The following is a 19,776-nucleotide window of genomic DNA, read 5'->3' as shown; positions in this document are numbered from 1 at the left end:
CCTTCGTGGTTCCTCCGAGGCGCCGGCGTCAGGCGGTGCGAACCTGCCGGGGGTGACTGCCGCTCTCGGCCATCCGTTGCGCGGGAACAGATGCCGGTCCGGCCGCGAGGTGTTCCTCGAAGAACGACGTCATGAGTCTCAGCGACTCCGCGAACTGCTCGTTGTAGACCACGAAATGGCCACCGGGCAGGATGGCGAGCCGCTTGGGGTGCAACGCGCGTTCGTACGCCGCGAACGCGAGGTCGCTGTGCGTGAGAATGTCGTGCTGTGCGACGACCATGAGCAGCGGCGTGGGCGAGATGCGCCGGATATAGTCCCCCGGTTCGTATCCCGACAGCAGTTCGATCGAGCGCAGGGTGATCTCGTTGCGCCACGTGGCGAGGCGTTCGGGTTCGATGGACTGGTACCACGCGCAGGTTTCGCGGTCCGCCATCGCGGCCATCGCGGTCGGATCCTCGGTGATCAGCGGGATGACACCGGGCTCCGCGCCTTGGAAGCGTGCCAGGCGGTCCTGGTCGAACATGCGCCGAATCTCGCGCATGGCCTCGGAGTTGACGAATCGGGACAGGGTCGTCCCACCGCTGATGACCGGGACCTGCGCGTACACGCACTTCACCCGACGGTCGATGGCACCGACGACCAGGACATGGCCACCGGCGAAGCTGGAACCGAACACACCGATCCGGTCCGAGTCGATCTCGGACCGGGACTGCAGGAAGGTGATGGCGTTTCGGTATCCCTGTATCTGCGCGGCCGGGTCCGCCTCCTGGCGCGGCAGTCCGTCGCTGGCCCCGAAAGACGGGTGGTCGTACAGAATCACCGCGATGCCGGCGCTCGCCAGATGCTCGGCGATGTTGTCGGTGTACTGCTCCTTTACCGCGCCCAATCCGTGCGTCACCACGACCGCGGGGTGCGGAGCCGCTCCGGAGTCGGGAATGTAGAGCCAGCCCCGAAGCGTCGTGCCGTCGGAGTCGAACTCGATGTCCTGGCGCATCCGCGCTTCCTTTCGACAGTTTGTGGCCGTGATCAAACGTGCGATTGTCGGACGGCGCCGGAAGTCGGTGGCAGTACGCGCCTCGGGCCGGGATATCCGCGTGCTTCGAGCGTCGATCCAGCCACGGCGCGTGCCGCACGTCGTAGCCGTGGACGAGCCCTCGGAAGAACTCGGGAGCCGCGAAGAATCACCGGATGAGGCCGCACTGTCCACGCCCGTGAGCCCCGCGTGCGTCTTGTCGTGCATCGGTGTGCCAGGTGTGAACACCATCATCCCGGGCGTCGAAGGGCCCAACCTCGCTCGAGACGTGTGCGTTCGCGAAGTTTCGGGGTACGGCGTGGCACGCACTTCCGGCCCGGCACCTACACTAACGCTAGTTCTCTCGTATTAGTAGTCCGCCGCGGTTCCCGACCACCGCGACCATGGCGGCGGCTTCGGACCCGCCACCGTCGCGCTGCACCGCATCTCCGCCGAGAACGCCGCAGGCCACCCCGGCGCGGCCATCACCGCCGCCCGCACCGCCGCACCCGCGACCCTGCCCACCGTGGAGCGCCACTGCCGACGGCCAGACCCACCCGGGCCACATTCCCGACACCGAGACCCGCCTTGCGTACATCGCCGTCACCCGCGCCCGCCACCGCCTCGACATCGGCGGCCTGACCTGGATCAACGAACACCCCGACGGCCAACCCGACGCCGGCGAATCCGGACCCGGCCACCACCCGCCGGACGACGCATCTCCCTGGGAATCCCTCGGACTTCCACCCGCCTGACCGACCGACGATGCGGCTGCCGGCGTCCGTAGCAGACGCCCAGGCGCATTGCCGTACGCAGGCTGTATACAGCTGCGTACGGGATACCGACCCTCGGCAGCGCAGGATCGCAACAGGCGCCGGTGTCCCACCTCGGGCCCGGTGCCGCGTCTGACTCCGCACCCGACCCAGGAGAGCGGCCCTGAACAACGCCGCCCCGGCCGCCCGCCCCCGGCATCCGCGCCGGGCGTGGATTTCGCGCGCGAAGTCGCGGTCAACGTCGTCGGGAGCCTCGTCGTCCTCGGCATCGCAGCCATGGTCGCTTCTCTGCCGAGCCTGTAGCGCTTCGTGAGGACAGCGCCTCTCCTGCTTGGGGTCGCCGGCGCTTACCGAACAAGGTTCGATGCCAACGCAGGCCCGCCCTCGCGATGACGCATGAGCCAGGGGTGCCCGCCGGCCCGCCGGGCAGACCGCCGTCACCATCACCACCGCACTCCTGCTGTGCCTGCCCTCCGGCAAGGTCGAACCCGGCGAGGACGTCGTCACCGCCGCCGTACGCGAAACCGGCGCGGGGGTATCCGGGACACGGGCCTCGGCCGTGTTCGGCCGGCTGGAAAGCGACGGCGATTCGCTACGCTGGGTGCTCGGACGATCCCACACGGTCAGGTGAGTCTCTTGGTCGAACGTTTTCACGCGCTCGCCCCGCGCGAGCGGCAGGCACTCGTCGATCTGTTGACGTGGTTCGATTATTGCCTGGATACGAAGGATTTCGAGGGTTACGCCCGCTGCTTCACTGCCGAGGGTGTGTTGTCGTTGCCGTCGGGCGAGGTCCGCGCCCCCGACGTGGCGGAGTTCGTGCGTCGGGATCTGGGGCGCTTCGACCGCACCCACCACATGACCGGCAATCACATCTTCGAGACGGGGGACGACGGTGTCCGGCTGCGAGCCAACCTGCTCGCGGTCCACCGCCACGGCGCCGATCCCCGGGGGCACTGGGACGTGGGCGCGGTGTATCACTGCGTGTGCGAACACACCGACGACGGCTGGCGGTTCGCGCGCGTCGAGTTGGAGGTCGTCTGGGAGAACGGCCGGGCAGACCCCTCTTCCTGAAGCTCGGCTCCAACACGACCGGCCTTGCGGTCGGTGACACCCGATTTCCGTGCGGGAGCGCGTTCCCGTGCCTGGGGCCGGGTGTCGTGCGGTTCCCGGTCGTCGCGGGCGGTAACGCGGGCGACGACGAGGGCGAAGCAGGAGAGGCCGATCACGCGTACACGCACTCGCGCTGCCACGGGCACACGGCAAGGTCAACGCGCGGTTGGGGGAAACGACCTTCGCGGTCCGTCACCCGGCGCGGCGTTGCCGTAGTTCCTCCAGCCACCCCCGTACCTGCTCGTCGTCGTGCAGGTACGGCTCCTCGGCGCCCTGTCGCAGATCGATCCCGAACAGGAGCCCCAGCGCCCACCGGGACAGTTCGTCCCCAGCAAGCCTGTCGTCCACAACCCGGCGTTCGGCCCACCGGTCGGCTGCGTCCCGGCTCACGCGTCCCTCGACCACGGCAGCAAGGCACGCCTCGATTTCGTCCATGTCCGGCCGGCGATCACTACTCACGGACCCAACGTATCCGCAACAGAGCAAGCGGTGCTTGACGCGCCACCAGGTGTTGGCCGCCGACCCCGGGCTCTTTGTCCTGACGTGACGCATCCGACGGGCACCCGCGACACGCACTCTCACCGGGACGCGAACAGCCCGCAAGGACGTTCGGTGGCACCAGTGCCCGTGCGGTCGGCCGGCTCCCGGTAGGCGAGGGCCGGGCGTTCGTGTCGGTGACCTACCACATCACCGGAAGCGGTTCCGGAATCCGCTTCATGAAGCCTGTGCGCCACACCAACTGAGCGACCGAAATGGCGAGTTCGAGGTCCGGCAGTCGGTCCGGCAGCACCTCCAAGGCGATCCGGGCGTGGGCGCGTCCAAGTGCGGTCGCGGGACAGTAGTGCGAACCGGCGCCGAAAGAGACGTGGTCGGTGGCGTTGGTGCGGTCCAGGTCGAAGCGGTGGGGGCCGGGAATGCCTCCGGGTCGAAGTTCGCGCCCTCGACCAGCACCAGAACCAACTCGCCCTGCTTGACGTCGATGTCGATGTCGACGTCGACGTCGACGTCGACGTCGCCGAGCCGCACGTCGGCGAGTGCGAGCCGGGGCAGGGCGTCACCGATGGCTGCTCGACGGGCCAGGGCCGATGGCCCTACACGGCGTCGGTTCGGCGGCGACCGCCGCGGGCCGCCCGGGCTTCAGCGTGGAGTCGGCCGCACCGGCCCACCCTGGGACCAGAATCCCCCGACGCCCACCCTCGCCTTCGGGGCGCACGGTCGTCCACGAACGATCGGCGGCGCAACGGCGGTACGAAGCCGGCGGGAACCGTCCCGAGTTCACGAGGCCGTTGCCCCGGAGAAGTCCCAGGCAGCGACAGGAGGAACGCGCGGTCCGTCTCGCCGACGCGGCCACCGTTCCACGAAAGGCACACCATCGTGACCATGCTCCACCCGCCGACGGCAGCCTCCATCACGACTCACCCCGCGGTCGTCCTGATCCCGCGCGGTGCCGACAAGAAGGGACGAGAGAACTTCGTCAGGTGGATCCAAATGGGAGGAGCCTCTCGGACCCGATGATCCGGCAGGCCCTCGGACCCGACACGGCCACCTTCCGTCCGCTCTTCCCCGACGGCACCGCGTTCCTGTGGGGAGCAACGCCCACCCTGGAGAAGAACAACGCGAAGGCGATCGCCCTCAGGACACGCGGCCCCGGCGACCCGGCGCTCTTCAGGACCCGCCGGGGATCGTGGCCGTAGGCGATACGGCACGGTGGCCGCCGTAGGCGCGTACCCCTGCCCATCGGCCGATCCGCGCGGAAGCCGTGTCCAGTTGCCATTCGGCCGCATTCCGCGCACGCGCTTTGCGATGCACGCGGGCATCCGAATGGTGACGGGTGCACAACAACGCTCAGGTCAGAGGCAGATGGCGCCGCCGGGGTTCGGGACGCCCTCGTGGCCGGGTTCGGGAACCCGCTCGTTGGGACACTTCGCCTTCGGCGGGTACGTGGCCATGGCAGGCGAGGCCGCGACGGTGGTCATCGCACCGACTGCGATCACCACCGCGCCCACGGAGGTCGCCCAGCGGGCGCGGGAACGGTGAGCGGAACGGAACATGCGGCAACCTCTTTCGGAAATCGCCGACTTCGGTCGTGCCACGTCGGCGCGGTCGGGAGCCGCCGGCCGACGGAATGGTGTCGAACCGCCGGCGCATTCGGCACAGCCGAGTATCGGTTGGCCCCTCGCGACCGTGACAGGTCAAGGTCTGCCCTCGCACGATGCGCCGTCGTGTGCTCCAGCCGAGGATGTTCGAACGTCGATCGGGTTCGCGGACCGGGTTTGCCTGCGCCCGCTGCGACTTCCATACGCCCAAGGCCTCCGGCAAGGGCCGACTCCCGGAGGCGAAGGACAATCTCCAGCGCATGCCGGCGAGTGTCCCGCTCAGCGACGAGGAACGCGCCGCCGTCGACGATGGCCGGGCCGCGCTCGACCAGCTGCCGGAACGGCTGGTCGACGTTCCCACGCCCGCTGGGATGGGACCCCTGTCACATCGGCGCTCCGGCAACGGCGATGCGCCTGCCGATCGTCGCCGTGAATCAAGGAGGGCCCGCCGAGTGCCGGTCCGCTATGCGAGCTCCACGCTGAGCTGGGCGCCCAATTCGCGGAAACCCAGCGCGAGCGCGACGCGCCGGGAGGCCGGCACCCGGGCCCGCCACTGCGGAAGCAATCCGGCCGCCAACGCGTGCGCCACCGCCCCGGAACCCGTCGCGCGGGCAAGGCCCCGCCCCTGCCACGCAGGGGCGGTCAGTACGCTGACGTGGGCGGTCCGGCTCGGCCAGGACCGGTATCCGGCGGCGGCGACGACCCGGCCCCTCTCACGGATCACGAACGCGGGTGAGGTGATCTCGTTCAGCCCGGCCTCGTCCGAGTCGTCTGCACCCGCCAGGTTCTCCAGCTCCCGCAGATCAGGATGCTCTGCCGGCACCCGTTCCACCGTCGGCCCGCAGTCCGCCACAGGCCGGAACCCGTTGTCGGACGCGTATGCCAGCGCTGCGGGGCCGAGGACCCGGGCCACCGGCAGCACCCCGCGCACCGAATGAGCGCCGGCGAGGGCACCCACCGGAAGCTTCACCAGTGCGTCGCGCACCGTCTTGGCGGTGTCCTCGCCGGGCGCGGTCACGATCGCCGAATTGCCCAGCACCACCACGCCCACCCAACCCGAGGGGCACATCCTCGACTCGGGTGACACCACCACGCGCACCCCTCCCGTCGACGCGAACGACACGGGCACCGACGCGAGTTCCTCCCACAGCCCACGGGCTCTGGCCGGCAAGGGATCCATCGACACGGCCCCGATCCTGCCGGCCCGAGTATCCGACGGTCCCACAAAATAAAGCGGACGACCTCTATCAAGACACCAAAACCGTGCAAAACGCCCCATCGCTCCCCGAGGCCAGTCTCTCTCGACCCGGACCTGACCGCAGGTGTACCGGCCGTCCCGGGCCGGCGGTGCGGCGCCGACACATGGTTGTGAGCTGTACGGCGGGCAGCAGTCTCCTCGATGTCCGCGGTCGGAATCGGTAGGTGCCCGCCGGCAGCGTGCGGCTGGTGGCGTAGGGGGTCAGTGCCAGGACGCCCACACCACGCATGAGTGTGTCGAGTCCGATGGTGAGCGAGCTGACGCCGTGGGCGGCGGCGATTCGCGGTGCCAGGTCGAAGGCGGCCGACTTCCATTCGTTCTCGGCGTCTTGCTCTTCTTCGGCCGCGTCCCAGTAGGGCGCGAGTCCCGGTTCCTCGCGGTGGAGGCGTTCCAGCGGCAGAGGTTCGCCGAGGATCAGCAGCTCGTCGTCGCCCTCGCCGGTCTCGCAGTACCGGCGCACGGCGACGCCGTCCTCGGCGACAAGCCAGGCGGAACCGTCGCCCTGGGCCCCGTAGTAGTACGCCTGTGCCTGGCCGTAGCGGGAGCTGAGCAGCTCGCACAGACGCAGGACCTCGTCGCTGCGGTCCATCGCGAACGTCCAACCGTCGAGCTCGGGGGTGACGAACACCCGGTCGAAGCAGTCGTGGTCCTCGCCGAGGCGGCCGTGTGCGTCGCTGTCGACGACGTCGTTGGCCAGGGCGAACGTCACCTGCGTCGGTGCGGCCAGTCCCAGCGCGGCGATGATGCCCGCCTGGTCGCCGCTCGGTATGGCCGGCCAGTGCATCCAGCACGCGTTCGGGGCGACCGACCGGTCGACGGTCAGGTTGATCCTGAGCAGCCGTTCGACCGCCGCCCGGTCGCGGTCCGACAGCGCGGACTCGCCGCCGATGTCGGCCAGGACCGACAGCGCCCGCGGCCGCAGTCGGCCCGGGCCGTCACGGCGGACCCGCTGAAGCGGCCGTACGACCCCGTCCCCCAGGAGAACCAGTGCGGCCCCTGCGGACGAGGCGACTTCCTCGTCCGCGTCGCCCAGCAACGGAAGCAGCTTCTCGGCAGCCGGCAACGCGTTCTCGCCACAGCGCCCGATGGCATGGGCGGAACGGCTTCGCACGCCGGGATCCGAGTGGCCCAGCGCTGTGGTGTACTGCGCGAGCGCGGGCTTTCCATAGCCGCCGAAGACCCCGCCGATTCGGCGCTGGGCCTCCGGAGTGCGCGTCGCGACCAATGCCTCGAAGACATGGTCGAACCCGGTCATGCCGATCTCGTCGAGGACCTTGTCGCACAAGTACCACGCGGGCGGTGATGCCTCATGCGCGAGCTCCCGCAGGAGTGCGGACACGGCATCGCTGCCCAGGGCGACCAGCGCGTCCCCGGCCGCATCACGGCGTTCCGGATCCCCCAGGTCACGTATGAGCCCGCCCGCACGGTCAACTACCATTCTCAGTCTTCGATCCGATGTGTCCGGCCCTCATCCAGGCGACATGATGTCGCACCTTGCCGACAGATCGATCGGCTCCGAACCATGCCTCGGCTTCTCACGAACGACCAGATGCGAGAGTTCTGCGACGCCCCCGGAGCGGGTCGCGTTTACCCAGGTCACCGTTCGCAGAACTCCTCTCAGAACTCCGCTGTTCTGCGAAGCCGTTCCGACACACCGCCGAGGTGGACCTGACGCCCGATCAAGCCGCAGACACGGTAGAACGCAACGGATGCTCCAAGTGCGACGCCCCCGCGGGCAACGCCTGCCGCACCTGCGGGGGAAAGACCGCGACGAAGCATTACACCGCCCGGTTCATCCTCGTCCCCGCAATGCGCGAGGAACTGGAGATTTCGGTCCCGGACGACCGCGGCCCCGGCCGGGTCTGGGCGCCCCGCGCTCCCGTAGACGCGAGTCCTGCGGTTGCCGCCGCACGGCCGATCCGGATTGGCTACGCGCGCTGCTCGACCGCCCGGCGAATACCCCAAAGCCGGCTCGACGCCTTGGGGGCCGCCCACTGTAAGAGTGTCTTCTCCGAGAAGATCAGCACCCGGGTCAAGGTCCGCCCCGAGCTGGAGAAGGCACTCGAACTCGCGTATGACACCGCGGGCCCGGCCGAGGAGGGGGCGGCGGCGCTGTCCGCCCACATGCGCGCCGCCTGGACGGTGTTCGCCACACGCGGCGACCCGGGATGGCCGGCGTACGAGCCGGAGCGGCGCCGGACGCGGATCTTCGCCGCCCGACCGACGGTGGACCGCCATCCGGAGGAGGCGTCCCGCCGGATCTGGGCGGGGCAGCCGCTGTCGGCGTTGACGCTGGTGGAGGGGTAGGAGGCGGTCGTTGCTGTCGGGCTCGGGCTCGCCGGCGGTGGTGTGCTGGTGCGGTGGGGGTCAGCGCGAGGCGCGGCGTCGGCGTAGGACCACGACCGCTGCGATGGCGCCGATGGCCAGGGCCGCGATGCCGACCCTGGCGGCGATCTTCGCGGTGTCGCCTGCGCCGTCGGCCGTGCTGCCCGGGGAGGGTGAGGCCCCGGACGGTCGGGTGGATCCGGCGGGCGGTGCCGAGGACGGGGTGCGCGGCGCCGCGCCCGGACCGGTGGCCGCCGACGGATCGGGGCCGGTGTCGGTTTCCGGGTTCGGCGTCGATCCGTCGACGGGGACGACCGTCAGGTCGCAGGGCGGGGTCCTCGTTTGCCAGGTCCACTCGCCGGCGACGATATGCGCCCAGTAAACCACCAGGACGCCACCCGGCGGGAACTTCGCCTCCGCGTCGAACGCCAGGCGTACGTCGATGGTGAGCGTCGCGCCGCTCGCCAGGTGCCACGGGGTGGACCGCGTGCCGGGGCCGGGAGGAATGTCGTCCGGTTTCGGGATCAGGACCTCGAAGCCTGCGGATACCAAGGGCATCGGGAGCCAGTCCCCGGTCTCCGGGCTGCGGTATTCCAGCGTCGCGTGGCGGGCCGGCTCCTTGCCGGAGGCCCAGTCCGTGACCTCGACATAGTGCACGAAGGGGAGTTCGCGCGGCGTGTCGTTGGTGATCGACACCTTGAAGGTCCGGGCCTCGCCGCCGGCGGTGAACTCGTCCGGAAGCCCGACGACTTCGGAGGTCGGGGGGAACGCGCACACCCGTTCCGGTTCGGCCGAGGCCACCGGTGTCCCGACGATCCACGCGCAGCAGGTCACGATGGCGACGACGGTCGCGGGGAGCAGGCGGAGCAGGCAGTACAGGCGCATGGGCGGTCTTTCTGCGTGGCGTGCACCGAGGTGTACCACGCAACCGACGGCCCCGGAAAGCGCGGCCGGCGCGGGCCGGCGACCGGATCAGGCCGACCGGATCGGAACGGGCGAGATTGGAGCAAATTCGACCGAAATTGACCGAGTCTTCTTTTCGAGGGACGAATCGGTCGCTGCCATCGTCAGTCCGGAGTCGGTGAGCAGCCAGTCCTCCAGTCGCCGCCCGAGCTGCTGGTCGACGTCCTTCCACGATGCCGCCGCGCGCGCCATGGTGCTGAGGATGTCGTGCATCCGAGCGGGCTCTCGGTACCCGTTGTCGGACCATGTGGTCTTCGCGTTCGATGTGAACGCGAGCGCCCCTCGGGACTCGGCTTCCCAGAGGCCCCAGCACCGGGGGAGAAGTCCCGGGCGGTCGACGCGCACACGTGGGGGAGCGGACCGCACACATCGGACTCCGGTTCCGCTTCCGCCGAATGCGCTCCTTGCATCGCCAATGCGTTCGCTTCCACATGGGTCGAACGTGCGACTTCGGCTTCGAGGTCGGCGTGTTCCTCGAACTGTTCGACCGCCTCGACGCGGCCGGACCGAGCCGGCGGGTGTACTGCGACCCGCCGCGCCACGCGGCGCTGACCGGGGTGATCCACGCCGCGCGGCTTCGCCCGGAGTTCGCCACCCACTTCCTGTCGACGGCCCGGTTCTTCGAGGACGCCCGGACCGGACGGCTACCGGCGTACTCGTTCATCGAGCCGCAGATCATCGGGCACGCGCACAACGACATGCACCCCCCGGCGGGCGTCCTCTTCGAGGCGGCGGCCGAGCAGAAGGCCCGCCGGAGCCGGCCTCGCGGCTGCTCGAACGAGGCCGGTGCCGACGCGGTGGAGGCGCAGGCCGGACGCGGCCAGTGGTTCTGCGCGTTGGCGTGGGCAAGAGCACTGGGTGATCGGGGCCGGCAGGGCGATGCGTGGGAGGTGCTCGCTCCGTACGTGGCAACGGACTGGTGGGCGGCCGTCGTTGGCGCGGCCGGGTTGCCGGAGGGCTGGGGCCGCGTCGACGAGGCGATCGACATCACCCGAAAGCGCATGGAGGCCGGGCACCCCAAAGCCCTGGACGCCTACACGAGGCCGCTCGCCCGGCACGGCCGCGCCGAGGAGGCGTTCAACCTGCTTGTGCTGCATGGCGACGACTGGGTGATCGCCACCGCCCTGGTCGACGTCGCCGGCGTTGCCGGCCGCGCACCCCGTGCTGTGCGACCGACCCGCACCGGGGTCCGGATCCATTACGCCAAAGGCGACTCGCAGGGGGTCACCCCCCGAATCCGTTGCGACGTCCACGACACGATCGCCGGGCAACTGGCCGCGGACTGGCCGCCGTACGTCCGGAGCCTCATCGATCGAGGCCTCCTCGGACGACCGCCTGCCCCTACACCTCCCTGACGGACCTGCGGCAACGCGCCCGCCCCACCCTGCCCACCGCCGAACACCTCGCCCGCATCGGCGCCCTCGACACCGTTCACGACGGGCGCCTCACCCGCCGCGACATGCTCCCGCAACTCCCCGAACTCCACCGCCGCACCGCAACGTCGGCGACGGCCAAATCCCCCTCCCCGACACCCTCCTCGACGCCACCCACCCCAGCGGACTCCCCGAAATGACCACCCGCGAAGCCCTCGGCGCCGAACTGCACATCCCGGGCATCGACGTCACCCGCCACCTCATGGACCACCACCACCGACTGCTCCACGAGATCGGCACCGTCGACGCCCGCCACCTCGCCGACACACCCCCGGCCGCACCGTCCTGGCCGCCGGCGTCCGCGCCTCCACCCAGACCCCACCCATCGCCTCCGGCAAACGCATCATCTTCGTCACCCTCGACGACGGCTCCGGACTCGTCGACATCGCCTTCTTCGAGGACTCCCACCCCGCCTGCGCCCACACCGTCTTCCATTCCGGCCTCCTGCTGATCCGCGGCAAGGTCCAGGTCCGCGGCCGCCGACGCACCATCGTCGCCGCCATGGCCTGGGACCTCGACGAAACCGCCGCTGCCCGCCGCGACCACGGACCCCGCGCCGCCCTCGACCTCCTCGGCGCGCCCGCCCCACACCCCACACCCGCCCAACCCCGTGGCGTCCTGGTCCACGGCACCGGCGCCCGCCGGCACCCCTACTTCGATCGTGCCGTGCCCGATCGGGTGGCGTGGATGAACACAAGGGCCGGTGGCGTGAAGAGAAGTCGCCAACGCAGTGATCCTGCGGCTCGAGGGGACGAGGATCGGGCCGACCGGCGCCGGCGTCGACAAGGGCGGGACATCGTGAGTTTGCGGGGCGGGGCGCTCCCGACCGTAAAGTGCACCATCCCAGGGCGCGCGATAGGCCCCGCCGTGAACTCGATGATGCGGTGTACTCGGGAAACCGAGCACACCGCATCACGTCCGTTCCCACTCCGCTTCATCGAGCACCGCGTCGAGCGATCACCAAGCGGCGCCGGAACACCGGATCCACAGCCCGATCTCTGTCCTGAGGTACGGCTTCGATGGGGGCCACGGGTAGGCGTCGACGCGGTCGCCGCCGGTGCCGGGCTCTCGTAGACGCGCGGGCCGAGCAGCACGGTGATCCCCCCGCTTGCGCAATTCCTCGATGCCGCCGCCTACGTCCGTCGTTCGCGGATCGGTGACTCAAGGGGGCGATGTCTCGCACCGGCGGGGTCCCGAGGTCCGTCGCGGCGTTTGTGGCGGAGTGTTGCCATGACTACCGGTGGTTCGGGATTCTCTCGGCAGTCCGTCACCCGAGGCCGGGATCAGTCGACGACCCCCCTTCTCTGCGTGCAGTTGTAGGGGGTTCCGCCGGGGCCGTTCTGGATACACGAGAACATGATGTATCCGAGGCCGCTGTAGATGAGGTCGGGTTCCGCGAAGAAGTCCTCTTCACAGCCGTTGTTGCTGCCGTTCGCGTCCTGTACCTCGAAGTAGCCGCCAGCGTCGGTCGAGATGGAGGTGACCGCCCGCCGGCTGTCGCCCGGTCCCGAGTCGCATGCCTGCAATATGGCGGTGGAACCGCCGACGGCGGCGTAGCCGTGATTGTAGCCGCCTTTCTGTGACTTGCCGCTGTTCAGGTAGAACGTATCGGCTGTGGCGGGAGCCGCCGTGAGGAGGACGAGGGATACGACACTCACGAACAGCCCGGCGAACAACGTGCGTCCACGTCTGTACATCGATTCTCCCAAGATTCGTGTCGAGGGTATGTATGCGTCGTTTTGTGCGGAACGACTCGACCGAAGTGATCGACCATCCTTGTCCGATTTACGACCTGCCATCGCGTGGTGAGCAAGGTCCACCCTGTCCGGAACATGCCCCGAACAAGGAAACCGCGGCTCGGGGAGGCTTCGACTAGGAAGGCACCGCTGACCGGACCGCCACCGGCGCCGCCGGATCGCTGTCGGGGAGACTGACAAGCAGTGCGCCCGCGACCGCCGAGGAGGCCGTGAAGACGCGAAGCTGCCCGAAACCGCGGGTGGGCGTGAGGCCATCCCTTGTGGAACCCATCGCTCTCCGATCCCGGTGATCGCGGGTCCTGGGGTTGTGGCCGGTGAGGACACCGATCCTTTCTGCGGAGTTGATCTTCGCGCGGCCAACTCCGTCGAGGAATCCAGGATGTCGAGGGCCACAGCACTCGGACCAGTCATTCCGCGCACGGTCCTTGCCGATTCGCGCATCCCGCGAGCATCAGGTTGCGGAAGTCTCGCGGCGGCATTCCGTAGGTGGCCCGGAACAGGCGGCTGAAGTGGGTCGCGTTGGTGAAGCCCCAGCGTTCGGCGACGGCCTGGATCGGGTGGGCGCTCAAGCGGGGGTCGGCCAGATCGAGGTGGCAACGCTCGAGACGGCGCCGGCGCATCCAGGCCGCCGGTGAAGTGTCAACCTCGGCGAAGAGCTGCTGGAGCAGGCGCAGGGAGATGTGGTGGGCCTCCGCGACCGCCCGGGGCGTGAGATCCGGGTCGGCCAGGTGCCGTTCGACGAACGCGACGACCCGGGCACGCAGAGCGGTCCTTCGGGCCTCCGGGCTCAGCGCCTCCTCCGAGTCCAGGCAGCGCGCCAGTACGGATGCCAGGAGGTCCATGGTGACCGAGGCCAGGGTAGGGACATCGGCCGGGCTGAACTCGTCGGCACGCGCGTTGAGGTCGGACAACCAACGGGCGAACACCCCGCCCATGCCGCTGCGCCCGCTGATCGGGACGGCGAGCAGGGGTCGAACCGCCTTCGCCGGTAACGGCAACAGCCCTCGCGGACACTGCACGGTCACGTGCGACCACCTGCCCGAATCGCCCCGGACATCACCTCGATAGGCAAGGCTGCTGTCCATCACCACGAGGTCACCGGTATGGAGCGTGGTGTCGTATTTGCCCACGGAGACGATCCCCCGCCCACCGAGAAAGCAGTTGATCTGATAGACCTCCGGGTCGGACTGCCGTATCAACTTCGCTGTCCGCACGACCTCCAGATGCGGGAAGGCCAGCGCGGACACCTGTACCTCCCCCAGATCCAAGCCGCGCATCCTGGCACGAAAGTCGTCGTGGTCGTCGCTGCGCAGCCCATTGCGCATATGCGACCGTTCCGTCACCTCCTGCCACAGCGCGAACCGTTCCGGCGCTTCCACGACCCCCGTGCTGAACTCCGTCACGAGCATTCTCAACTCCCGTAGCCGGTCGTACCGAAACGTCGAACATGGCATGGGAAGGCGTGCTCGGACCAGCAGCGCTTCGGCCACATGCGCTGCAGCGCGTCCTCTCGCGACCGGCCCGCGCGCCTGCGCCACCGACCCGCCGCAACCGACGACGGTGCCCGGCCCTCGGCTCGACGGGGCCGAAGGGCTGTCCGTGAGTCTCGCCGCCGAGGAGAAGATCGCCCGACTCGACAATGGACTGCGAACGACTGACAACCACCCGACCCATACCTCGGGCGACGCGCTCCGCCGGGACAGTGCATAAGGCGGGGGATTGTGTTTCTTCGGGTGTCTCGTTGATGGCTTCGGCAGCAACGGGACGATCCCGTTCGGGGCGCGAGAGCGGGACGAGCACGTTTTGCGGGCGTTGCGGAGGAGGGGTTGACCGGGAGAGGGCCTACGGCGGTGGCGTCGTCCGGTGGACACGGATGTCCCGGTGGACGTACACGGCGACGGCGGCGATGGCCGTCAGGCGGAAGAGCCACATCGCGAGACGGGTCGGTACGAAGTAGTGGTGGGTGGCGCCCTCTTCGACGTATACGTCGTAGGACGTGTCGAGGGCGAGGTGACTTTCCGTGGCGAGTGCCGCCCCGATGTAGCCCGTCAGTCGGGTGGGCATGCCGGAGTCCCGGACGAGGATCGCCGTCGCCACGAGCGTCGTGGCCAGTCCGACGAGCAGGAGGATGCCGGTGAGGCCGTTGCCGACGACGATCCGCCCCACGCTGCGATGGCGGTCGTCATATCCCAGGTACGCGGGCTGGAGCAGGGTGATCGCGAACAGGGTGAGGAGCATCGCCGGCACGACGAGGCGTTCCGGTGTTGGTGCGGTCGTGCCGCGCGTGCGGAACTCCCGGTGGACGTACACGGCGATGGTCAGGGCCGTGATCGGGTAGAAGAACCACATGCCGAAGCGGATCTGCGTGTAGGCGCTCGCGTAGTTGTAGTGGTAGAAGGGCGGGCTGGTCGAGCCCAGCCACAGCAGGCAGCCCAGGGCGAGGGCCGCGCCCGCGTAGCCCGTCAGCCGCGGCGCGGCCCTGTCGCCGGCGGTGAGGGCCGCCGTCATCACCAGGGTTGTCGCCAGTCCGACGAACACCCCCAGGCCCAACCCGCCACCTTGCTCCACCAGGCTTTCCCGGACGGACCAGCTGGGGTAGGCGGGCAGAAACAGGCTGAGGGCGAACAGCGCGAGGAGCACCGCCGGCGGGGCGAGTCTCTTCAGGGTGGTGTCGAGAGTGGGGTCGGCTGTTCTCACGGACTTCGCCGGTGTGCGCGGGAGTTCGGCGCATTCGGCCGCGGCGGGTCGTTGTTCGGGGCGGGTGGCGGTCATGCGCGTGAGTGTGGCCCGCGTGTGTGGGGGTATGGCGACGGCTGCCTGTGCGGTGAGGTGGTCGGCGGGCAGGCGGTGGCCGGTGAGTTTCTCGACGAGGACCAGGCCGAGGGAGTACACGTCGGAGGCGGGTGTCGCGGGTTGGCCCTGGATCTGTTCGGGGGCCATGTAGGCGGGGGTGCCGAAGCCCATGCCCGGGGCGGTGAAGGTGCGGGTGGTGGACGCGTCGTCGTGGGCGATCCCGAAGTCCATCAGCGCGATGCGCCCGTCCGTGCAGATCATGATGTTGGCAGGTTTGACGTCGCGGTGCAGGATCCTGGCGTCGTGGACGTGCGCGAGCGCGTCCGCCAGGCGGGCGCCGGTGTCGACGATCGAGTCCACGGGCGCGCTCTCCCAGGTGGCGCCGTGGAGTTTCTCCATCACGAGGTAGGGCAGTGGCCGGCCCTGGTGGTCGATCGTGCCGGCGTCGTGGACGGTGACGACGCCGCCGTGGTGGAGCGCGGCCAGGGTGCGGGCCTCGCGGGCGAACCGCCGGGCCGCCTCCGGGTATTGCACGACGCCGGTGACGAACTTGATCGCCACCCGCCGGTCGAGCCTGAGGTCCACCGCTTCCCAGACCTCCCCCAAACCCCCCTGGCCCAGCAGATGTTCCACCCGGTAGCGGTCCCCGACGCTCATGCCCTCGTGCAGGCCAGGACGGAGGCGGCGCGGGCGGCCCGGTAGGGCATGGGACGCGTATTCGGGTGCGGCGTCCCGGTTCGATGCCGCAGGCTTGGGGCCGTGGGATCAGGCTGCCGTGGAGCGGGTGGTCGCCGACCACACACCGGGCCTGTACGGGCCGGTCCTGTCGAGGTGACGTGGCCCCGAGCGGGGCCGGGAGGTCGAACGGGTTCCCCGGGGCAGGTTCGCTTGCCATTCTTGACGCACGTGCGCGGAGTGGGTGCCGAGGGGGATGGGTGGCGAACGTGCGTTCTTTCGTGAGCGGTTACTGGCCGCTCGCAATCGTTCCTGTCGTGGCGGTGGCGCTCGACGCGGTCCTCGCCTGGCGCGGTCAGGCATGGAGTCTCGCGGACTGGGCGTCGAGCGTGGTGCTCGGCGCCCTGGTCACCGTCACCGTCGGCATTCTGCTCGCCCGCCGCCAGAGCCTGATCCAGGAAGCACTGGCCGACCTCGAACTCGTCGAGAAGGTTGCCGTGTTGTCCGCGCGGATCCCGCACCTGCGCAGCCGCTCGTCCTCGGGCGAGATCGTGCGCGTCTGCTACGACGCCCGGGCGGGCATGGCCCTGCTGCCGCTGGCCCGGAGCACTATGCAAACGGAGTACCTGGAAACCGTCGGCGCCGTCCTCGACGAGATCGAGAGCCGCCTCGCCACGTCGCTGGACCTCCACGCCACGTGGACCGCGGACGAATGGGACCGCTTCCACGACGTCGTATCGCGTCTGGCCGAAGCCGCGCGGGTGGCCGCGCGGCGATCCGCGACAGTGCGCGCGCACCGGACCGCCACGATCGACCCCGTGACCCGCCGCCTGGCCGCCTTCACGGGTACCCGGGTGCCCTTCGAGGTGTTTCGCCATCACTACACGCGCGGTCGGGATCGGATCCGTGTCCGGCTCGACTGGGATCGATTCGCCCGCCTCGTCGGCGCACCCGGCGGAGGGGTACGGATCGAGCGCGTGCAGACGGTGATCGAGCCTCGCGACCTGGCCGCCCTGACTCCCTACCGCTCGCCCTGGTACCACGACCCGGCGTTTCCGGCGCGGGGAGAGGTCGACCACGACGATCCCGGCGCCCACCCGATCCGGCATGAGCAGGCGGCCCACGACCGCACACTCGTGGCGCCCGGACGCGATGCCCGCATCACCGCGGTCGAGGACTGGTATTCCGCCCGGGCCATCAGCGGCCCCATCCACCTCACGCTCGCGACCTGGGCCGTCGCCCCCGATCGCATCCTCGTCCTGGACGGCAACCACCGTCTCGCCGCGGTGGCACGGCTCGTCGGCGACGGATGTCCCGCCACGATCACCGAGTTCCGCATCACCGGCGCCGCCGCCGTACTCCCTCCCTTGGTCCCGGACCTGGCCCACCACCTCACCGGACCGATCCCCTGAGTCTGCGGAGTCTCGGGACGAGCGGGTCGTAGCCGCTCGTGCGGCCTCTGGAGGAGCGTTCCGTCGCCCGTTTCGGTTGCTCCGTCCCGGCTGTTTTGAAAGGTCTTGTCGATCCATCATGTGTTGACCATCGGGTTTGCAGAATCCGAGATTTTGGATCCCGACCGTGTGGCCTGGGTTTCGCTCTCTTGCTCGACGTGGTCTGGCCTGTGGCCTGTGGGTTTGCAGAACCTGGGACGGATGCTCGGTTCCGTTGGGAAAATCGCGCGTTCGGGGCCGGGTGCGCGTCGCGGGAGTCGAAAATCGTCGGTGTGGGCAGGCGCGTGGGTGGGATCGACACAGGGTTTCCTTCGAACGAGGTGGAGGGGCAGAGTGGTTCCTCCGAACGCCTCGGAGTGGTGCGCTCAAGATCACCACGGATGTCGGGACGACCGCCGTATCCCTGGAGGAAGGCGGTCGACGCCGGTCGATGGGCTTCATGGGGCGGTCATGGCGGCTGCGGTTTCGAGGAGTTCGTGCGTCGTGCCGGGGAAGTCCGGCAGCAGGTTCACTGCGGCGACCCACGCGTCGGTGTGTTCGCCGAGGTGCCGGGTGGTCGGCTCGGTGAGCGCGGCGGACGCTTCCGCGCACAGGACCGGTCCGCCGGTTAGCAGCACGGCCAGGGCGTACGTGGCGGGGGCGCCGTGGGCGACGTAGTCTGCGGCCGGCAGGCGGCCGGCTCTGAGCGCGTCGAGCACGCGTGGTGCGGACGCCGAGGAGGTGCGCAGCAGTTCGTCCGGCCCTGACCGGTCGGCGGGGTCCGCGGGCTCGGCACGGCCGGAGGTCAGCTTCCGGTCGCGCCAATCCACGGGGAGCAACCGCGGTGGACACCCGGGTTCTCGGGCGAGGAGGAACGTGAAGTTCCGTCGGGCGGACAGAGGAAGCCTCTCGGACAGGACGTCCCAGTCGAGTTCGTCGTCGCGGGGAGCGATCAGGAGTGAGTGCGCGCCCGCATTGGAGAGGTTCGCGTTCGCCAGTTGGTCCGCCAGGTACTCGGTGCTGCCCAGCCGGGCGAGCGCGTGGGCGAGGCACCCCGGATCGGTGGGATTCTCGAACGCCGAGCGCACTTCGAGCGGGACGTCCTCGCGCGGCGGCCGCCGTCGCAGGTCGGTGAGGATGCCGACGATGTCGCGTACCGCATCCGGGCCGGACAGCCGCAGCAACTGCTGGTAGCCGCGGAGGATCGCCGCGAGCGCGCCCGGCGACCGGGTGTAGGGCGCCAGGTACGTCAGCGCGGCCACGACCGTCCCCCGGTCGTCGGACTCGACCAACGGGTAGAGCCGGTACTCGATGTGCCCGGCCTGCCAACCGGCGCGCTCCTGCGGGCCGGGGAGCAGGCTTGCGGGAGGCAGCATCGTCCGTACGCGGCGCTGGAGGCCGCGCGTTGTGGAAGGGGACCGGTAGACGGCGGCCGTGACTTCGGGATCGCCTTGGTCGAGGAGCCGCTCGCGGACGTCCGTGCCGACCGAGGGACAGGCGACGATCCGCAGGTGTTGCCGGTGCGTCCCGTGCGCGACGACGCGGGCGACGAACGGGGCCGTGAGCGGTGACCCGCCGAGCAGCGTATCCATGGCGTCCGGGGCGAGCCGGGACAGGACGTCCGCCGCGACGGCCGGTGACAGCTGCCCGAGCAGGAGGACCGCACCCGAAGGGATCACACACGCAACGCAAGCAGACCACGCCTCGACCTGTCCAGCCCGACCCGACCCGCTGACACCAACTCCGCCGAAGCACTGGCAGAACCTCGCCGTTCTCACTGACGTTGTCTCTGCCTTCGACAACGGCGCTACCACCGGCACCACGGGCCCTGTCGACCGCCGCGAAAGTGACAGCACTTCTCGCCACGACCAAATGTCAGTGACGAACGGGACGGTGCCGGTGGTCGAAGTCGGACGGCTCCGTCGGGGGGCCGGTTCCGGGACGAATGGCTCAGCTGCGGGGATCGGTGTCCCGTACGCGTCCAGCGTCGGCCCCACGTCGAACTCGGGCCCGTCGTCCGGCGCGTCGTACGGGTCGACCCCGCGCGGGATCCACCCCCGGCGCGCACCGGCCGCGCCGCGCACCCGATCGGGCCGTCGCGCCGCGACCGCCCGGCCCTCGGCCGCGGTCGGCGGCTGTGGGCGGACCGGG

17 protein-coding genes and 1 pseudogene are annotated in these 19,776 nt (G+C 69.9%); 7 read left to right on the top strand and 11 right to left on the bottom strand.

Annotated features, from left to right (window positions below):
• Nucleotides 1–28: 28 nt before the first annotated feature.
• On the bottom strand, nucleotides 29–994 hold the full coding sequence (locus ACFXKZ_RS31525) for an alpha/beta hydrolase (RefSeq protein ID WP_380004777.1): 966 nt from the start codon (nucleotides 992–994) through the stop codon (nucleotides 29–31).
• Between the two features lie 1,233 nt (nucleotides 995–2,227).
• Here ACFXKZ_RS31525 and ACFXKZ_RS31520 point away from each other — a divergent pair.
• The gene (locus tag ACFXKZ_RS31520) at nucleotides 2,228–2,416 is read left to right on the top strand and encodes an NUDIX domain-containing protein (protein ID WP_380005018.1); all 189 of its coding nucleotides are present in this window, start codon (nucleotides 2,228–2,230) and stop codon (nucleotides 2,414–2,416) included.
• Nucleotides 2,413–2,856, top strand: a complete 444-nt coding sequence (locus tag ACFXKZ_RS31515; protein ID WP_380004775.1) for a nuclear transport factor 2 family protein — start codon at nucleotides 2,413–2,415, stop codon at nucleotides 2,854–2,856. The genes ACFXKZ_RS31520 and ACFXKZ_RS31515 overlap by 4 nt, the downstream gene beginning before the upstream one ends.
• Before the next feature lie 231 nt (nucleotides 2,857–3,087).
• Here the strand turns inward: ACFXKZ_RS31515 and ACFXKZ_RS31510 are convergent, their stop codons facing one another.
• Nucleotides 3,088–3,354 (bottom strand): hypothetical protein, encoded by a 267-nt coding sequence (locus ACFXKZ_RS31510; protein ID WP_380004773.1) that lies wholly within the window; start codon nucleotides 3,352–3,354, stop codon nucleotides 3,088–3,090.
• Nucleotides 3,355–4,406: 1,052 nt separating this feature from the next.
• Here ACFXKZ_RS31510 and ACFXKZ_RS31505 point away from each other — a divergent pair.
• Complete coding sequence (locus ACFXKZ_RS31505; RefSeq protein WP_380004771.1) at nucleotides 4,407–4,589, top strand: hypothetical protein; 183 nt, start codon at nucleotides 4,407–4,409, stop codon at nucleotides 4,587–4,589.
• Between the two features lie 156 nt (nucleotides 4,590–4,745).
• Here the strand turns inward: ACFXKZ_RS31505 and ACFXKZ_RS31500 are convergent, their stop codons facing one another.
• The 3 genes from ACFXKZ_RS31500 to ACFXKZ_RS31490 all read right to left on the bottom strand — a co-directional run bounded on the left by ACFXKZ_RS31500 (nucleotide 4,746) and on the right by ACFXKZ_RS31490 (nucleotide 7,687).
• The gene (locus ACFXKZ_RS31500) at nucleotides 4,746–4,946 is read right to left on the bottom strand and encodes a hypothetical protein (protein ID WP_380004769.1); all 201 of its coding nucleotides are present in this window, start codon (nucleotides 4,944–4,946) and stop codon (nucleotides 4,746–4,748) included.
• Nucleotides 4,947–5,454: 508 nt separating this feature from the next.
• Nucleotides 5,455–6,177: a GNAT family N-acetyltransferase gene (locus ACFXKZ_RS31495; protein ID WP_380004767.1), complete on the bottom strand. Its 723-nt coding sequence runs from the start codon at nucleotides 6,175–6,177 to the stop codon at nucleotides 5,455–5,457.
• A gap of 61 nt (nucleotides 6,178–6,238) precedes the next feature.
• Nucleotides 6,239–7,687, bottom strand: coding sequence for a HEAT repeat domain-containing protein (locus ACFXKZ_RS31490; RefSeq protein WP_380004765.1), 1,449 nt, complete (start codon nucleotides 7,685–7,687; stop codon nucleotides 6,239–6,241).
• A gap of 542 nt (nucleotides 7,688–8,229) precedes the next feature.
• Here ACFXKZ_RS31490 and ACFXKZ_RS31485 point away from each other — a divergent pair.
• The gene (locus ACFXKZ_RS31485) at nucleotides 8,230–8,556 is read left to right on the top strand and encodes a hypothetical protein (RefSeq protein WP_380004763.1); all 327 of its coding nucleotides are present in this window, start codon (nucleotides 8,230–8,232) and stop codon (nucleotides 8,554–8,556) included.
• A gap of 60 nt (nucleotides 8,557–8,616) precedes the next feature.
• On the opposite strand, the gene ACFXKZ_RS31480 is transcribed toward ACFXKZ_RS31485, so the two are convergent.
• The gene (locus ACFXKZ_RS31480) at nucleotides 8,617–9,459 is read right to left on the bottom strand and encodes a hypothetical protein (RefSeq protein ID WP_380004761.1); all 843 of its coding nucleotides are present in this window, start codon (nucleotides 9,457–9,459) and stop codon (nucleotides 8,617–8,619) included.
• An 87-nt stretch (nucleotides 9,460–9,546) separates the two neighbouring features.
• Nucleotides 9,547–9,750 carry a hypothetical protein gene (locus tag ACFXKZ_RS31475; protein ID WP_380004759.1) on the bottom strand — a complete coding sequence of 68 codons (204 nt, stop codon included), beginning with the start codon at nucleotides 9,748–9,750 and terminating at the stop codon, nucleotides 9,547–9,549.
• Nucleotides 9,751–9,932: 182 nt separating this feature from the next.
• Between ACFXKZ_RS31475 and ACFXKZ_RS31470 the strand changes: the two genes are divergently transcribed.
• Both ACFXKZ_RS31470 and ACFXKZ_RS31465 read left to right on the top strand, forming a co-directional pair.
• On the top strand, nucleotides 9,933–10,892 hold the full coding sequence (locus ACFXKZ_RS31470) for an alkaline phosphatase family protein (RefSeq protein ID WP_380004757.1): 960 nt from the start codon (nucleotides 9,933–9,935) through the stop codon (nucleotides 10,890–10,892).
• Nucleotides 10,877–11,714, top strand: a pseudogene (locus ACFXKZ_RS31465) (OB-fold nucleic acid binding domain-containing protein); the annotation flags it as partial. The gene ACFXKZ_RS31470 and the pseudogene ACFXKZ_RS31465, both read left to right, overlap by 16 nt.
• A 539-nt stretch (nucleotides 11,715–12,253) precedes the next feature.
• Here the strand turns inward: ACFXKZ_RS31465 and ACFXKZ_RS31460 are convergent.
• The 3 genes from ACFXKZ_RS31460 to ACFXKZ_RS31450 form a co-directional block, all read right to left on the bottom strand.
• Nucleotides 12,254–12,667, bottom strand: a complete 414-nt coding sequence (locus ACFXKZ_RS31460; protein WP_380004755.1) for a hypothetical protein — start codon at nucleotides 12,665–12,667, stop codon at nucleotides 12,254–12,256.
• A 467-nt stretch (nucleotides 12,668–13,134) separates the two neighbouring features.
• Complete coding sequence (locus tag ACFXKZ_RS31455) at nucleotides 13,135–14,136, bottom strand: AraC family transcriptional regulator (protein ID WP_380004752.1); 1,002 nt, start codon at nucleotides 14,134–14,136, stop codon at nucleotides 13,135–13,137.
• A 433-nt stretch (nucleotides 14,137–14,569) separates the two neighbouring features.
• Nucleotides 14,570–16,177, bottom strand: coding sequence for a serine/threonine-protein kinase (locus ACFXKZ_RS31450; protein WP_380004750.1), 1,608 nt, complete (start codon nucleotides 16,175–16,177; stop codon nucleotides 14,570–14,572).
• A 335-nt stretch (nucleotides 16,178–16,512) separates the two neighbouring features.
• Here ACFXKZ_RS31450 and ACFXKZ_RS31445 point away from each other — a divergent pair, with 335 nt between their 5' ends.
• Nucleotides 16,513–17,607 (top strand): hypothetical protein, encoded by a 1,095-nt coding sequence (locus ACFXKZ_RS31445; RefSeq protein ID WP_380004748.1) that lies wholly within the window; start codon nucleotides 16,513–16,515, stop codon nucleotides 17,605–17,607.
• 476 nt (nucleotides 17,608–18,083) lie between these two features.
• Here the strand turns inward: ACFXKZ_RS31445 and ACFXKZ_RS31440 are convergent, their stop codons facing one another.
• A complete protein-coding gene (locus tag ACFXKZ_RS31440; RefSeq protein ID WP_380004746.1) occupies nucleotides 18,084–19,304 on the bottom strand; it encodes a hypothetical protein in 1,221 nt (406 codons plus the stop codon).
• Nucleotides 19,305–19,776 lie beyond the last annotated feature (472 nt).

Origin of the sequence: Embleya sp. NPDC059237 (assembly GCF_042754105.1) — a bacterium.
In the GTDB taxonomy this organism is placed as follows: Bacteria; Actinomycetota; Actinomycetes; order Streptomycetales; family Streptomycetaceae; genus Embleya.
Note: the sequence above shows the minus strand (reverse complement) of the source record. Positions and strands in the feature narration are given on the sequence as shown.

Excerpts from the sequence above, each read along its gene's own strand:
- ACFXKZ_RS31525 (WP_380004777.1), bottom strand. The coding sequence starts at position 994 with ATGCGCCAGGACATCGAGTTCGACTCCGACGGCACGACGCTTCGGGGC.
- ACFXKZ_RS31505 (WP_380004771.1), top strand. The coding sequence starts at position 4,407 with ATGATCCGGCAGGCCCTCGGACCCGACACGGCCACCTTCCGTCCGCTC.
- ACFXKZ_RS31500 (WP_380004769.1), bottom strand. The coding sequence starts at position 4,946 with ATGTTCCGTTCCGCTCACCGTTCCCGCGCCCGCTGGGCGACCTCCGTG.
- ACFXKZ_RS31490 (WP_380004765.1), bottom strand. The coding sequence starts at position 7,687 with ATGGTAGTTGACCGTGCGGGCGGGCTCATACGTGACCTGGGGGATCCG.
- ACFXKZ_RS31480 (WP_380004761.1), bottom strand. The coding sequence starts at position 9,459 with ATGCGCCTGTACTGCCTGCTCCGCCTGCTCCCCGCGACCGTCGTCGCC.
- ACFXKZ_RS31475 (WP_380004759.1), bottom strand. The coding sequence starts at position 9,750 with ATGCACGACATCCTCAGCACCATGGCGCGCGCGGCGGCATCGTGGAAG.
- ACFXKZ_RS31470 (WP_380004757.1), top strand. The coding sequence starts at position 9,933 with ATGCGCTCCTTGCATCGCCAATGCGTTCGCTTCCACATGGGTCGAACG.
- ACFXKZ_RS31460 (WP_380004755.1), bottom strand. The coding sequence starts at position 12,667 with ATGTACAGACGTGGACGCACGTTGTTCGCCGGGCTGTTCGTGAGTGTC.
- ACFXKZ_RS31455 (WP_380004752.1), bottom strand. The coding sequence starts at position 14,136 with ATGCTCGTGACGGAGTTCAGCACGGGGGTCGTGGAAGCGCCGGAACGG.
- ACFXKZ_RS31450 (WP_380004750.1), bottom strand. The coding sequence starts at position 16,177 with ATGAGCGTCGGGGACCGCTACCGGGTGGAACATCTGCTGGGCCAGGGG.